This window comes from Ruegeria sp. CK2 (assembly GCF_056536585.1).
This window is the reverse complement of sequence record NZ_JBQFPW010000003.1, coordinates 421,786-435,001: the sequence shown is the minus strand read 5'-3', so window position 1 is coordinate 435,001 and position 13,216 is coordinate 421,786. Positions and strand designations below refer to the sequence as shown.

Genomic DNA, 13,216 nt, shown 5'->3' with positions numbered 1-13,216 from the left:
AGCCAGTGTGGCGAGAAGCGTAAAACTCTTGCTGAGCAAATGTCCCTAAGCGGCCATTCACATTGATCTATCCAAGGTCGGCTTCGTCCGCTTAGCATTCGTTAGGCCCAACTTTGTACGCTGCGCTGCCGTTAATGATCACTCATTCTTGCACAATCAACATAGGAACCAACCGCTGCGAATTACCCGGTTCGGTGCCCCAGGAAACGGCATCTGTTCAAAAGGATCTCGTTATTTTCGGTCCGGTCGTAACGCGGGCTTGCACCCAAGGCCGTGCAGGGTGATCCTTGGGCAAGTTTACGACCCGGAGAGTCATGACAAAACCTTCGACCCTGCGTATCGGCAGTTACAACATCCAGAAATGTGTCGGGCTGGATTTCAGGCGGCAGCCGCAACGCATCATGCAGGTGCTGCACTGCATGCAGGCCGAGATTGTGGTGTTGCAGGAAGCCGACAAGCGATTGCCTCCCCGGCCGGCAGCGCTGCCACATTTCATGCTGGATGAAGCCGGGTGGCAAATTGTCGATCTGGGCGGTGCGGGGAGCTTGGGCTGGCATGGTAACGCCGTGATCTGGCGCGGCGATCACATCAAGGTTAGGCAGACCGGGCATCACGATTTGCCGGGGCTTGAGCCTCGGGGCGCGGTGCGCGTGGAGTTTGACACGCAGATCGGCCCGTTGCGGGTGATGGGGATGCATCTGGGGCTGCTGCCTGCATCCCGGAGGCAGCAGATCACGCATATTCGTCATTGCGACGCGTCTCTGGAACAGATGCCGACGGTTTGGGCAGGTGATTTTAACGAATGGTCCAGGCAGCCCGTTCTAGACAATCTGGCGCCGGAAATGCAGTTTCTGCCACCAGTACCAAGCTATCCGGCCGCGCAGCCTTTGGGCGCGCTGGACAGGATTGCGCTGGGGTATGGCGTTGAGGCGGCTGATCACGGCGTGCATGGAGAGCGTCCGGCGCATATAGCCTCGGACCATCTGCCGATCTGGGCAGATCTGCGACGCATGGTCTGAAACCTGCACCGGCCAACGAATCCCTGTGGCGCTGGGCGCGCGGACATATTAAGACAGAAACCCGAGCAATTCCTGAGGGGCATCATGTCGGACACGATCATCTCGCGGTGCGAAGGCAAAGGCCTGCGCATGACCGGACAGCGCCGCACCATTGCGCATGTGCTGGAGCAGAGTGAAGACCATCCGGATGTCGAGGAATTGTATACACGCGCCTCGGCGTTGGATTCGGGCATTTCGATTGCCACCGTGTATCGCACCGTGAAGCTGTTCGAAGAGGCCGGGATTCTGGAGCGGCTGGAGTTTGGTGACGGGCGCGCGCGCTATGAGGATGCCGAACGCGATCACCACGACCATCTGATCGACATGCAGTCTGGTGAGGTGATCGAATTCGTCGACCCCGAGATTGAAGCACTGCAGGAAAAAATCGCGGCCAAGCTGGGGTACAAGCTTATTGGCCATCGGTTGGAACTGTACGGCGTTCCTTTGGACAAGGACTGACCTATCACGAAACGCGATAGGTCGCCTCAAATCATTTCATCAATCGAATGCTGAAAATGCTTGCCACAGCGATGTCCTTCGGCTTTTGCTGAAGGTAGCAGCGGTAATCGGTGCCGCCAATTCCAACGGACATGAATATGAACAACGTTAATGGCATTTTGCTGGTCATTGCGGCTATGGCTGCGTTCACGCTTGAGGATATGTTCATCAAGCAACTGACGGCGTCGGTCGCGCCGGGTCAGATTCTGATTGTGCTGGGCCTGATCTGCGCTGGCGTTTTCTTTTGCATGGCTCTTTTTTCGCGTCAGCGGATCTTTGTCGCGGTCGCGTGGCAGCCTTTGCCCATGATCCGGGCGATGGCTGAAGCCGTTTCTGCAGTGGCGTTTGTGACCGCTTTGTCGATGGTGGATCTGTCGATGGTGGCGGCTGTGTTTCAGGCCATGCCTTTGGCAGTGACCATGGGCGCGGCCTTGTTCCTGGGCGAGCATGTCGGGTGGCGCCGCTGGAGTGCCATCGGCGTTGGCTTCATCGGTGTTCTGATGATCATCCGTCCGGGACTCGAGGGGTTTCGCCCTGAATCCTTGTTCGTTGTCGTGGCGGTCATCGGTGTGGCCGCGCGGGATTTGATCACACGCCGGCTAGACCCCCGCATATCATCGGCGGTGGTGTCATCGCAGGCCTATCTTGCACTTGTTGTCGGTGGGGCCGTCCTGATGATCCTGGGCGCGCATCCCCCTGAACCGTTGCAAGCGGGACAGATCGGTCCCTATGCAGGCGCGGTTGTTTTTGGTGTTCTTGGATACTACGGGATCGTTACAGCGATGCGAGTGGGCGAGGCCTCGGCCGTGACGCCGTTTCGCTATACGCGACTGTTGTTCTCGATTCTCGCCGGGGTTCTGGTGTTCAACGAGCGGCCTGACCTGATGACCTTAGCCGGTTCGACGCTTATCATTGGATCCGGATTGTACACTTTTATCCGCGAACGCAGATTGGCGCGCGACATGGCCATGGCCACAGCCTGAACATGTTGGCGCAAACAGAAGACTGTTAGCCCTAAACGCCGGAAAATATGAGTGTTAGCGATAACAGAGATAGTTTACTTTTCGGCGCGGGCTGGTATGAGGCTTGCAACCGAAGGCATCTTTAGGAACCGGTATCATGAGCACCATCATCGACATCCACGCACGCGAAATCCTGGACAGCCGGGGGAACCCGACGGTCGAGGTGGACGTGATCCTCGAAGACGGCACCATGGGCCGCGCCGCAGTGCCCTCGGGCGCATCGACAGGCGCCTACGAGGCGGTGGAAAAACGCGATGGCGACAAGGCACGCTATCTGGGCAAAGGCGTGTTGGAGGCTGTGGCGGCGGTCAACGGCGAAATCGCCGAAGAGCTGGTCGGCTTTGACGCGACCGAGCAAGTGGCCATCGACGCCGCGATGATCGAGTTGGACGGGACCGAAAATAAGGGCCGTCTGGGCGCGAACGCTATACTTGGTGTCTCGCTGGCAACTGCCAAAGCTGCGGCGGATTTCACCACGCAGCCTCTGTACCGCTACGTTGGCGGCACTTCGGCCCGCGTTCTGCCGGTACCGATGATGAACATCATCAACGGCGGTGAGCACGCGGATAACCCGATCGACATTCAGGAATTCATGATCATGCCGGTCTCGGCCAGCAATATCCGCGAAGCGGTTCGCATGGGTTCAGAAGTATTCCACACCCTGAAGAAAGAACTGTCTGCCGCTGGCCTGAACACAGGCATCGGCGATGAAGGTGGCTTTGCCCCCAATATCGCATCCACTCGCGAGGCGTTGGACTTCATCCTGAAGTCAATCGAGAAAGCGGGTTACAAACCGGGCGAAGAGATCCACCTGGCGCTCGATTGCGCGGCCACCGAGTATTATAAGGATGGCAAATACGTTCTGTCCGGTGAGGGCAAGACCCTGAGTTCAGAAGAAAACGCAGCCTATCTGGCGGCGCTTGTCAAAGACTATCCAATCATTTCGATCGAAGACGGTATGTCCGAGGATGACTGGGATGGCTGGAAGGCCCTGACCGATGCGATTGGCGACAAGGTGCAACTGGTCGGTGACGATCTGTTCGTGACCAATCCTGTACGTCTGGCCGAGGGGATCGAGCGTGGCTGTGCCAACTCGATGCTGGTCAAGGTGAACCAGATCGGGTCGCTGACCGAAACCCTGCGCGCCGTCGATATGGCCCACCGCGCGCGGTACACCAATGTTATGTCCCACCGCTCGGGCGAGACCGAGGACGCAACAATTGCCGATCTGGCAGTTGCGACCAATTGCGGGCAGATCAAAACCGGTTCGCTGGCGCGTTCTGACCGGTTGGCCAAGTACAACCAGTTGATTCGCATTGAAGAAACGCTGGGTGAAGTAGCGGAATATGCTGGGTCGTCGATCCTTCGTTAAGGTCTCGAACCATGTTATGGTCATCTGCTGAAAAAGGGGGTGACCATGCTGACAATTGTTAGGCCGAAAACACCCGAACAATTTGATGCCGTTAGAGCTTTGTGTTGGGAATATCGGGATTTTCTGGTCAGCCTGGGTGGCCGGGATGCCGAGGTCGTGTTGTATGCCTATCCTCAGGACAAGTTCGAAAGGTTGATGCAATCGTTGGAGTCCCAGCATGCGCCGCCCGATGGGGGCATTCGACTTGCGCTGGTGAATGGGTCAGCGGTTGGGTGCGGCATGTTCCAGCGCATTGGCGACCAGACCGCCGAGATTAAGCGTGTTTTCGTGCGCGACAGCGCGCGCGGAACTGGGGCTGGGCGCGCCCTCATGGAGGCACTGATCGCTGATTGCCGGGCACTGGGGTTCAAGCGGATACTCATGGACACAGGAAGCGCACTGACGGCGGCCCAAAAGCTATACCAGTCGCTGGGGTTTGTGCCGCGCGGACCCTACAGCGCGTTGCCAAAGTCAATTCTGGACGGATTGGTCTTTTTTGAAATGAACCTAGAAGCCGAGTGCTAGAAAACGGTGACCGATGGCCCCGTTTTCTAGGTATGCTCAAGATGTTCAGCCCCTGACGCGTTTTCCGCCTCCGATGCCGCTGAGTGGACCACCGACCAGTTACCCGATCAATTGTTCCGTCTTCGTATCTCTGGAATTTTCTGTTTTATTTGCACCGCCTTGCCTAGGTGCCGACAGGAATGCTGATCAGGGGGAAAGCCGCAACAGAAAAGCCCGCTAAGGGGAAAGGTCTTAGAAAACAGAGATTTGGTCGCTGAAACCAGATCGATGATTCACAAATATCGGATCAGAGCTTCCGGCTCATCAGCATGTAACGCTCGCGGGCTTTGAACCCGGTGCGTAGGTACAGTTTTTGTGTTGCCTCATCGGTGCGGTCGGCTTCCAGGTGCAAAGCCGTCAGACCGGCACCTGCCAGCGCTTTGGGCAGATCCAACAAGACCTCAGTCGCGATGCCGCGACCCCGAACAGCGGGCCGGATGTAGATCTCGTCCACAAATCCATCCATGCCGCCAAACTCGACTGACCAGCCGAAGGTGAGGATGATGTAACCCAGTGGCGCGCGCCCAGGGCCAATCAGGTAGATACACCCATGCGGGAGACCTTCGAGCAGCGGCAGCAGTGCATCGCGCCGTTGATCCGAGTCTTGTTCAATGCCTGTCTCGGTATGAAAAGCCCCGACAAGGCTCATCAGACGGTCAAGGTCGTCCGGGCGGGCAAGGCGAAGTGCGGCGCTCATAACCGGGCCAGACGTTCAGTGAGCAGGGCAAAGAAACCATCGGCATCGAGGTCGCCGACGAACAGCGCGTTCGGCGCGCGTTCAGTGACACGCCACCAGTCAGCGACGGTCATGCCCAACGTCAGTTCTGATGTCGTTTCGATTTCCACATTGACGTGACGGCCCGAGAACAGCTCGGGTCGGATCAAGTAGGCGGTCACGCAGGGGTCGTGCAGCGGCGCGCCTTCGCTGCCGTATTTGTTCTTGTCGAAACGTTCGAAGAAGTCCGTCATCTGTGCGGTGGCAATGCCAGCTTTGTTGCCCAGGGCGCGGAACGCATCGTTGCGGGGCTTGGTGACCAGCGCCTTGTGAGTGACGTCCAAAGGCATGACCACAATTGGTCTTCCCGATTTAAACACAATATCAGCGGCTTCGGGATCGACGTGAATGTTGAACTCAGCCGTGGGCGTGATGTTCCCAACTTCGAAATACGCCCCACCCATCAGGACGATTTCCTGAACGCGGTCGACGATATCGGGGGCTTTCTGGAAAGCAGTGGCGATATTGGTCAGCGGACCCAGCGGGCAGAGCGTGACGGAGCCAGGCTCATGCGCGCGCAGGGTGTCGATGATGAAATCGACCGCGTGTCCGTCGGTCAGCTGCATTTGCGGGTCGGGCAGATCGGGACCGTCGAGCCCAGTTTTACCATGCACATGTTCCGCGGTGATCAACGGGCGGGTCAGCGGGCGGTCGCATCCGGCATAAATCGGTATTTCGGTATGGCCGGCCAGTTCACAGACGATACGCGCATTCTTGGCGGTCAGCGCCAGCGGAACGTTGCCCGCAACGGCCGTGATACCCAGCACATCGATCTCGTCCGGGCTGGCCAGTGCCAGCAGGATTGCGACAGCGTCGTCCTGTCCGGGGTCGGTATCGATTATAATCTTGCGCGCTGACATTGCAGGCCTCCGGGGTCGTGAAGGGCGGACACTGGCAAGTGTCGTCGGACTTGTCCAGCAGTTTCAGCCGCTGGTTGCGGCGTCCACAGGCGGGAGTTTGCCGTTGGCGCGATGCTCTGCAATCTTCACCTCATCCCACAGCGCATCCATCTCGGTCAGATCGCTTTCCGAGGGGGTTTTGCCACGGTCAGCAAGACGTGCCTCGACCTGCGCAAAGCGGCGTGTGAACTTGGCATTGGTGCGGCGCAGGGCGGCCTCGGGTTCAATGCCCAAATGGCGGCCAAGGTTGACCATCACGAACAGGAGATCGCCGAATTCATCTTCCAACGCATCGGCATCCTTGCGATCACGCGCCTCTTCCAACTCAGCCGCTTCTTCGGTGATCTTGGCAAGGACATGGCTGGCGTCAGGCCAGTCAAAGCCCACACGCGCAGCGCGTTTTTGCAGCTTGTGCGCCCGCAACAGGGCGGGCAGGTTGGCCGCTACGCCGTCCAACGCGCCTTTTTGCTCTTTGCCGGCACGCTCGGCTGCTTTGACTGTTTCCCAGTCCAGCGTCTGCTGGTCGGCCGATTTGTCACGGGATTCATCACCAAAGACGTGCGGATGGCGGGACACCATCTTGTCGGACATTGTGCGCACGACATCCTGAAAGGCGAAATGGCCGGCCTCTTCGGCCATCTGCGCATGAAACACCGACTGAAACAACAGATCACCCAGCTCACCCTCCAGCTCATCCCAGGCCTGCCGTTCGATGGCGTCTGCGACCTCATACGCTTCTTCGATGGTGTAAGGCGCAATCGTGCCGAAATCCTGTTCGATATCCCAGGGGCAGCCGGATTGCGGGTCGCGCAGGCGGCGCATGATTTCCAGCAAGCGTTCGATCCCGGCGTCCGGGTCGTGGATCAGTGGATTTTCAGCCATTGCGAAGCCCCTTGTTCCAGTGTCTGATGCAGACATCCCGCAGCTTGGATCAGGAGTCCACCCCATATGCCCGTTGTGAACCGTATTGCCGACTATGCCGCTGACATGGCGACATGGCGTAAGCATCTGCATACGATCCCTGAACTCGAGTTTGAATGCTACGAAACGGCGGCATTTGTGGCCGAGCGGCTGCGTGAATTTGGCGTGGACGAGCTGCATGAAGGCATTGCCAAAACCGGAATCGTTGCGATCATCAAAGGTCAGGGCGACGGGCCGACAATTGGCCTGCGCGCCGACATGGACGGGCTGCCGATCCCCGAGGAAACGGGGTTGGACTATGCCTCGACAAACGCCGGGAAGATGCATGCCTGCGGGCATGACGGGCACACAACGATGTTGCTGGGCGCGGCGCGCTATCTGGCCGAGACGCGCAACTTCAAAGGCCGCGTCGCGCTGATCTTTCAGCCCGCCGAGGAAGAGGGCGGCGGCGCAGGCGTGATGGTCGAAGAAGGCATCATGGACCGGTTCGATATTTCTGAGGTTTACGCGTTGCACAACGACCCCGGTAACCCCGAAGGCGCATTCTATACGACACCGGGGCCGATCATGGCGGCGGTGGATACGTTTCACATCCATATTCAAGGGGTAGGTGGGCACGGGGCGATGCCGCATCAGACTCGCGACCCGGTGATGGCGGCCTGTGGGATTGCCCAGGCCATTCAGACGATTGTCAGCCGCAATCACTATGCGGTTGAAGATCTTGTGGTCTCGGTCACGCAGATCCACACCGGGACGGTCAACAACGTGATCCCCGATACCGCCTATCTGAACGGAACTGTCAGAACCTTCGATCCTGCGGTTCAGAAGATGGTGATGGAACGGATGGAACAGATCGTAAAAGGTCAGGCGGCTTCATACGGGGTTGAGGCAGAACTGGTGTATGACGTCGGTTATCCTGCGACTATCAACGACGCCAACAAGTGCGCCTTTGCGGCTGATGTTGCGCGGGAAGTTTCCGGTGAAGATCGCGTGGTGGATTCGATAGGGCGCGATATGGGGGCCGAGGATTTTTCCTACATGCTGCAGGCACGACCGGGCGCGTATCTGTTTCTGGGGCAGGGCGACGGTGCCGGACTGCATCACCCAAAATACAACTTCAATGACGACATTGCACCAGTCGGCGCGTCGTTCTTTGCGCGGGTTGTCGAAAAAGCGCAGCCGCTGAGCTGAAAATACCAAGGGGGAGCGGACCAAATGGCTTTGGAAGATTCAAAGAACTTCGTGGATGAGGCGTTTACGAACCCCGAGTTGAAAGGGGTTTCTCACGAGAATACGTTTGGTGGGGCAACATCTTTTCTGCGCCGCCTTTATACCAAGAACCTGAAGGATGTGGATATTGCAGTGACAGGCGTGCCCTTCGATCAGGCGGTCACCAACCGTCCGGGCACCCGTCTTGGCCCGCGTGCGATCCGAGAAGCCAGTACACTGCAATCCCCGGACGAACCGTATGGCTGGCCCTTTGATGCGTTAAGCGAGCTGGCCATTGTGGACTATGGCGACATGGCCTTTGACTATGCCAATATCCCAGCCTTTCCCGACACGCTGACCGATCATATTCGGACGATTTTGGCGGCGGATGTCGCCTCTGTCACGTTGGGCGGGGATCATTATATCAGTTTTCCGATCCTCAAAGCTTATGCCGAGAAATATGGGCCGATGTCCCTGGTACAATTCGATGCGCATACCGACACATGGGCCGATGATGACATGTCCCGGGTGGATCACGGGACGATGTTCTACAAGGCCGTGAAATCCGGGATCGTGGATCCCAAGCGATCGGTTCAGGTGGGGATACGAACAACCAACGAAGACACGCTGGGCGTCAACATAATCGACGCGCGCGAGGTGTATGAGGCCGGTCCGGCCGCCGTGGCGCAAAGGATCAAGGAAATCGTCGGCGACAGCCCGGTCTATCTGAGCTTTGATATCGACGGGCTGGACCCGGCTTTCGCCCCGGGAACCGGCACGCCCGTTTGGGGTGGGCTTTCGTCCATTCAGGCGCAAATCATCCTGCGCGATATTGCCGGGATCAATATCAAGGGTGGCGATGTGGTCGAGGTATCGCCCCCGTTTGACACATCCGGTGCGACGGCCATCGCGGGGGCGCATGTGGCGACTCAGATTATTTGCCTGTTGGGATGGAGCAAGCTGGTCTGACGTTAACTATTGATTAGCCATACCTCCGATATGTGCTTAACCAAGTGACCGGATGGGAGAGACAACAGGCATGACAGATTTCAACCAACCGATCAGCGGCAATGATCTGGCCCGTTTTTCGGGGCCGAATACCTTTATGCGCTTGCCTCAGGCGGCCTCGCTTGTCGGGTTGGATGTCGCGGTTCTGGGCATCCCGATGGATATAGGTACCTCGTGGCGGTCCGGGACGCGGTTTGGACCAAAGCAGATCAGGTCTGAAAGCGCGATGATCCGGCCGTACAACATGGCCACATCCGCAGCACCATTTGATAAGCTTCAGATTGCCGATATTGGCGATCTGGCGATCAATACGTTTTCGTTGGCGGACAGTCTGAAGATCATCAAGGAAAGCTATGATGCCATTCTGGCGAAAGGCGTCACGCCGGTTGCCATGGGTGGTGACCATTCGATCACCCTGCCGATCCTGCGGGCGATAGCTGCAAAACACGGGCCCGTGGCGCTGGTCCATGTAGACGCCCATGCGGATGTAAATGATGAAATGTTTGGCGAGCGTGAGACCCACGGCACCGTGTTTCGCCGCGCTTACGAAGAGCAACTGATTGTGCCTGACAAGACCTTTCAGATCGGCATCCGAGGGTCCGGTTATGCGGCGTCTGACTTTACCGAGGCCAAGGGCTGGGGTTTTCGTCAGTTCCCGGCGTGGGAGTTGTGGCAGCAGAACCTGACCCAGATTGGCTCGACAATCCGCAAAACGATCGGCGATCATCCGGTCTATATCACCTATGATATTGACAGTCTGGACCCGTCCTTTGCCCCGGGCACCGGCACACCGGAGATTGGCGGGCTTACAACGCCTCAGGCCTTGCAACTGATCCATGCCCTGGGTGGGGTCAATGTGGTGGGCTGCGACTTGGTCGAAGTATCTCCGCCGTATGATCCGTCGGGAAACACGGCGCTGACGGCCGCCAATCTGTTGTTCGAGATGTTGTGCATTCTTCCCGGCGTGACGTTGCGGTAGGGGCCGTCGCAATGGCTTGTTTGACTGTTCGTAGCAGCTAGGCTTTGGGTCAAAGAAGGTATGGGGCAATGAAATATATGATCTGGCTGCTGGTCGCGTTGGTCATTTTGGTCGGTGGCTATATCCGCCTTGCCCCATCTGATCCCGATCTTTGGCATGTGCCCCCGAACGGTGACGTAAACCGCGACATGAAGGGCGGCGTCTACCGTTTGGCAGAAACAGGCCCTGACGGTCTGGCTCAGTTGGACAAAATCGCGCGTGTTTCACCACGCACCTCGGTTCTGGCCGGTTCGGTCGATGAGGGGATGATCACGTACGTCACGCGCACAAAGTGGATCGGCTTTCCCGACTACACGACGGTGCAGCAGGACGGTGACATTCTACGCATCCATGGCCGGTTACGTTTTGGCCGGAAGGATTTTGACGTCAATCGACACCGGGTCGACGGGTGGCTTGCTTTGTTCTAGCCCTGACGACAAACACCCTTCCTGAACCTCGCGCCACATGGGGACGTTCAGGGACATCTGACACTGCGCTGTGAACATGCGCCCATCGACCTGCAGACAGATCATCTCACCCAATTCGATCCGGCTGCCGGATTTGTCAGTGCAATAGCAATCCTGAACCTTGCCTCCGGGGCCAAATACATCGGCCAAGGCAGGGGTTGCGCAAAGGGTCAGGGCTAGAATGAGCCGTTTCATATGATCAGGTTAGCATAAGGCGGGGCCTTGACCATAGCCCCGGATTGATAGACACCGCCCGGATGATCCCCGAAGAACGACTTGAACAGATCACCCAGCGTTTTCAATACCTCGAAGCAGCCATGGCCGATGGTGCCTCGGGCGGAGACATCGCGACGCTGGCGAAAGAGTATTCTGATCTGAAACCGGTGGTCGATCAGATCATGGCCTGGCGTCAGCTGGTCACCGATCTGGCCGATGCCGAGGCTATGCTGACCGACCCGGATATGAAAGAACTGGCCGAGGAAGAGATTCCTGCGTTGCAGTCGCGTATCCCGGAGGCAGAACATGCGCTGCAACTGGTGCTTTTACCCAAAGATGCCGCGGATGCCCGGCCAGCGATGCTGGAAATCCGGCCCGGAACCGGCGGGGATGAGGCCGCTCTGTTTGCCGGAGATTTGCTGCGGATGTATCAGCGCTATGCCGAGGCGCGCGGCTGGAAATTCGAGATCATCGAGGAACAGGCCTCTGATCTGGGTGGTATCAAAGAGGTTGTGGCCCATATCAAAGGCGAAAATGTCTTTGCCCGGATGAAGTACGAATCCGGCGTGCACCGGGTGCAGCGGGTGCCTGAAACCGAAAGCGGCGGGCGCATTCATACCTCGGCCGCGACGGTTGCCGTCCTGCCCGAGGCGGAAGACGTAGACATCCAGATCGACGCCAATGACATCCGGATCGATACGATGCGATCGTCAGGCGCTGGCGGGCAACATGTGAACACCACCGATTCGGCGGTGCGGATCACGCATTTGCCCAGTGGTCTGGTGGTGACCAGTTCCGAGAAGTCGCAGCACCGCAACCGTGAAATTGCCATGCAAGTGCTGAAAACACGCCTTTATGATCAGGAACGTCAGCGGATCGACAGCGAACGTTCGGCCGATCGGGCCAGTCAGGTGGGGTCGGGTGATCGGTCCGAGCGCATCAGAACCTATAATTTTCCGCAAGGCCGCATGACAGATCACCGTATCAACCTGACGCTTTATAAGCTGGATCAGGTGATGCAGGGCGATCTGGATGAGGTGATTGACGCGCTGACCGCCGACGATCAGGCGCGTTTGCTTGCTGAGATGGCGCAATGACAGGAATGCAGACAGCCGCGCAGGCGATGGTGGCCGCAACGGCGCGGCTGCGCGCAGCTGGTGTGGACGATCCGGCGCGGGATGCGCGTGTGTTGCTGGCTCATGCCGCCCGGATAGAAGCCAGCCGTGTGACGCTGATCGCGCCCGAAGAACTGTCGCCTGAGATTTCTGAGCGTTATGATCAGTTGATCTCGCTGCGCGCTATCCGGGTGCCGGTTTCGCATCTATTGGGCGAACGCGAATTCTATGGGCGCGGATTCCGCGTCAGCAGTGATGTTTTGGACCCAAGGCCTGAGACCGAGGCCTTGGTAGAGGCGGCGCTGAGCGAGCCTTTTGATCATGTTTTGGACCTGGGAACAGGCTCAGGCTGTATCCTGGTCACTTTGCTGGCCGAGCGTACCAGTGCAACAGGTGTGGGTGTAGATGTGAGCGAAGCCGCCTGCCTGCAGGCCAGCGCAAATGCCGTGAAACACAATGTTCAGGAGCGGATCGATATTCGCAAATCCAATTGGTTTGACGGCGTTAACGACGTGTTTGATCTGATCGTGTCGAACCCGCCCTATATATCGCTGGCCGAGATGAACGAATTATCGCCGGAGGTTCGTGAGCATGAACCCCGGTTGGCTTTGACGGACGAGGGCGATGGGTTGGGTGCGTATCGCCACATCGCCGCAGGCGCGCCTGACTTTCTGATGCCTGGTGGGCGTATATTGGTCGAAATTGGCCCCACACAGGCAGCGCAAGTGTCCGCCCTGTTGGATGCGTCAGGTCTGACTGACATCCGGATAATCCCCGATCTGGATAGGCGCGACCGCGTGGTTGGTGCCAGAATGCCAGGGTAAACGCAAAACTGAGGCCGAAAAACGCCGATCTCGGTAAAAAAGCTGAGAAAATTCCGAGAATCCTCTTGTCTGCGCGCGCAGGACATGTTTACTCAGGATTAGTCGGCGAGGTAGACGCTGTTTCAGCGCGCCCCTGACGCCAAGCCCAAAAAGTCGATGACGCGTTACGGCACAAGCCTCTGAGCAGCGTAAGGTACGGGTTGATCGACAG

15 protein-coding genes are annotated in these 13,216 nt (G+C 58.0%); 11 read left to right on the top strand and 4 right to left on the bottom strand.

Translation table 11 applies throughout. The features are described 5' to 3' along the window. The first annotated feature begins 314 nt into the window (after positions 1–314). From ACR0BU_RS07660 to ACR0BU_RS07640, 5 genes are all read left to right on the top strand, one after another. Positions 315–1,019: an endonuclease/exonuclease/phosphatase family protein gene (locus tag ACR0BU_RS07660; protein WP_480735790.1), complete on the top strand. Its 705-nt coding sequence runs from the start codon at positions 315–317 to the stop codon at positions 1,017–1,019. A gap of 84 nt (positions 1,020–1,103) precedes the next feature. Continuing rightward, positions 1,104–1,517, top strand: coding sequence for a Fur family transcriptional regulator (locus ACR0BU_RS07655; RefSeq protein ID WP_298934788.1), 414 nt, complete (start codon positions 1,104–1,106; stop codon positions 1,515–1,517). 137 nt (positions 1,518–1,654) lie between these two features. Next, positions 1,655–2,539, top strand: a complete 885-nt coding sequence (locus ACR0BU_RS07650) for a DMT family transporter (RefSeq protein ID WP_480735788.1) — start codon at positions 1,655–1,657, stop codon at positions 2,537–2,539. A 136-nt stretch (positions 2,540–2,675) separates the two neighbouring features. Beyond that, positions 2,676–3,950, top strand: coding sequence for a phosphopyruvate hydratase (gene eno, locus ACR0BU_RS07645; protein WP_299887474.1), 1,275 nt, complete (start codon positions 2,676–2,678; stop codon positions 3,948–3,950). Between the two features lie 45 nt (positions 3,951–3,995). Then, positions 3,996–4,514 carry a GNAT family N-acetyltransferase gene (locus ACR0BU_RS07640; RefSeq protein ID WP_480735785.1) on the top strand — a complete coding sequence of 173 codons (519 nt, stop codon included), beginning with the start codon at positions 3,996–3,998 and terminating at the stop codon, positions 4,512–4,514. Positions 4,515–4,800: 286 nt separating this feature from the next. Here ACR0BU_RS07640 and ACR0BU_RS07635 read toward each other — a convergent pair whose 3' ends face one another. The 3 genes from ACR0BU_RS07635 to mazG form a co-directional block, all read right to left on the bottom strand. Continuing rightward, entirely contained in the window at positions 4,801–5,250 is a 450-nt protein-coding gene (locus tag ACR0BU_RS07635) for a GNAT family N-acetyltransferase (protein WP_480735784.1), read from the bottom strand. Beyond that, positions 5,247–6,188 carry a nucleoside hydrolase gene (locus ACR0BU_RS07630; protein WP_480735782.1) on the bottom strand — a complete coding sequence of 314 codons (942 nt, stop codon included), beginning with the start codon at positions 6,186–6,188 and terminating at the stop codon, positions 5,247–5,249. The genes ACR0BU_RS07635 and ACR0BU_RS07630 overlap by 4 nt, the downstream gene beginning before the upstream one ends. A gap of 63 nt (positions 6,189–6,251) precedes the next feature. Beyond that, positions 6,252–7,109, bottom strand: coding sequence for a nucleoside triphosphate pyrophosphohydrolase (gene mazG, locus ACR0BU_RS07625; protein ID WP_480735781.1), 858 nt, complete (start codon positions 7,107–7,109; stop codon positions 6,252–6,254). Positions 7,110–7,175: 66 nt separating this feature from the next. On the opposite strand from mazG, the gene ACR0BU_RS07620 reads away from it, so the two are divergent. The 4 genes from ACR0BU_RS07620 to ACR0BU_RS07605 all read left to right on the top strand — a co-directional run bounded on the left by ACR0BU_RS07620 (position 7,176) and on the right by ACR0BU_RS07605 (position 10,811). Further along, positions 7,176–8,339, top strand: a complete 1,164-nt coding sequence (locus ACR0BU_RS07620; protein WP_298934795.1) for a M20 aminoacylase family protein — start codon at positions 7,176–7,178, stop codon at positions 8,337–8,339. 24 nt (positions 8,340–8,363) lie between these two features. After that, positions 8,364–9,326: an agmatinase gene (gene speB / locus ACR0BU_RS07615; RefSeq protein WP_298934796.1), complete on the top strand. Its 963-nt coding sequence runs from the start codon at positions 8,364–8,366 to the stop codon at positions 9,324–9,326. Between the two features lie 70 nt (positions 9,327–9,396). Further along, on the top strand, positions 9,397–10,344 hold the full coding sequence (speB, locus tag ACR0BU_RS07610) for an agmatinase (RefSeq protein ID WP_480735779.1): 948 nt from the start codon (positions 9,397–9,399) through the stop codon (positions 10,342–10,344). 68 nt (positions 10,345–10,412) lie between these two features. Next, positions 10,413–10,811 (top strand): DUF1499 domain-containing protein, encoded by a 399-nt coding sequence (locus ACR0BU_RS07605; RefSeq protein ID WP_480735777.1) that lies wholly within the window; start codon positions 10,413–10,415, stop codon positions 10,809–10,811. On the opposite strand, the gene ACR0BU_RS07600 is transcribed toward ACR0BU_RS07605, so the two are convergent. Beyond that, positions 10,743–11,045 carry a hypothetical protein gene (locus ACR0BU_RS07600; protein ID WP_480735776.1) on the bottom strand — a complete coding sequence of 101 codons (303 nt, stop codon included), beginning with the start codon at positions 11,043–11,045 and terminating at the stop codon, positions 10,743–10,745. The genes ACR0BU_RS07605 and ACR0BU_RS07600 overlap by 69 nt on opposite strands. A 62-nt stretch (positions 11,046–11,107) precedes the next feature. Between ACR0BU_RS07600 and prfA the strand changes: the two genes are divergently transcribed. Both prfA and prmC read left to right on the top strand, forming a co-directional pair. After that, positions 11,108–12,163: a peptide chain release factor 1 gene (gene prfA, locus ACR0BU_RS07595; protein ID WP_298934984.1), complete on the top strand. Its 1,056-nt coding sequence runs from the start codon at positions 11,108–11,110 to the stop codon at positions 12,161–12,163. Further along, a complete protein-coding gene (prmC, locus tag ACR0BU_RS07590; protein ID WP_480735774.1) occupies positions 12,160–13,005 on the top strand; it encodes a peptide chain release factor N(5)-glutamine methyltransferase in 846 nt (281 codons plus the stop codon). Before prfA ends, prmC begins: the two co-directional genes overlap by 4 nt. The last annotated feature ends 211 nt before the right edge of the window (positions 13,006–13,216 follow it).

Excerpts from the sequence above, each read along its gene's own strand:
- ACR0BU_RS07605 (WP_480735777.1), top strand. The coding sequence starts at position 10,413 with ATGAAATATATGATCTGGCTGCTGGTCGCGTTGGTCATTTTGGTCGGT.
- prmC (WP_480735774.1), top strand. The coding sequence starts at position 12,160 with ATGACAGGAATGCAGACAGCCGCGCAGGCGATGGTGGCCGCAACGGCG.
- ACR0BU_RS07655 (WP_298934788.1), top strand. The coding sequence starts at position 1,104 with ATGTCGGACACGATCATCTCGCGGTGCGAAGGCAAAGGCCTGCGCATG.
- ACR0BU_RS07660 (WP_480735790.1), top strand. The coding sequence starts at position 315 with ATGACAAAACCTTCGACCCTGCGTATCGGCAGTTACAACATCCAGAAA.
- eno (WP_299887474.1), top strand. The coding sequence starts at position 2,676 with ATGAGCACCATCATCGACATCCACGCACGCGAAATCCTGGACAGCCGG.
- mazG (WP_480735781.1), bottom strand. The coding sequence starts at position 7,109 with ATGGCTGAAAATCCACTGATCCACGACCCGGACGCCGGGATCGAACGC.
- ACR0BU_RS07600 (WP_480735776.1), bottom strand. The coding sequence starts at position 11,045 with ATGAAACGGCTCATTCTAGCCCTGACCCTTTGCGCAACCCCTGCCTTG.
- ACR0BU_RS07635 (WP_480735784.1), bottom strand. The coding sequence starts at position 5,250 with ATGAGCGCCGCACTTCGCCTTGCCCGCCCGGACGACCTTGACCGTCTG.
- ACR0BU_RS07630 (WP_480735782.1), bottom strand. The coding sequence starts at position 6,188 with ATGTCAGCGCGCAAGATTATAATCGATACCGACCCCGGACAGGACGAC.
- ACR0BU_RS07620 (WP_298934795.1), top strand. The coding sequence starts at position 7,176 with ATGCCCGTTGTGAACCGTATTGCCGACTATGCCGCTGACATGGCGACA.
- speB (WP_480735779.1), top strand. The coding sequence starts at position 9,397 with ATGACAGATTTCAACCAACCGATCAGCGGCAATGATCTGGCCCGTTTT.
- speB (WP_298934796.1), top strand. The coding sequence starts at position 8,364 with ATGGCTTTGGAAGATTCAAAGAACTTCGTGGATGAGGCGTTTACGAAC.
- prfA (WP_298934984.1), top strand. The coding sequence starts at position 11,108 with ATGATCCCCGAAGAACGACTTGAACAGATCACCCAGCGTTTTCAATAC.
- ACR0BU_RS07650 (WP_480735788.1), top strand. The coding sequence starts at position 1,655 with ATGAACAACGTTAATGGCATTTTGCTGGTCATTGCGGCTATGGCTGCG.
- ACR0BU_RS07640 (WP_480735785.1), top strand. The coding sequence starts at position 3,996 with ATGCTGACAATTGTTAGGCCGAAAACACCCGAACAATTTGATGCCGTT.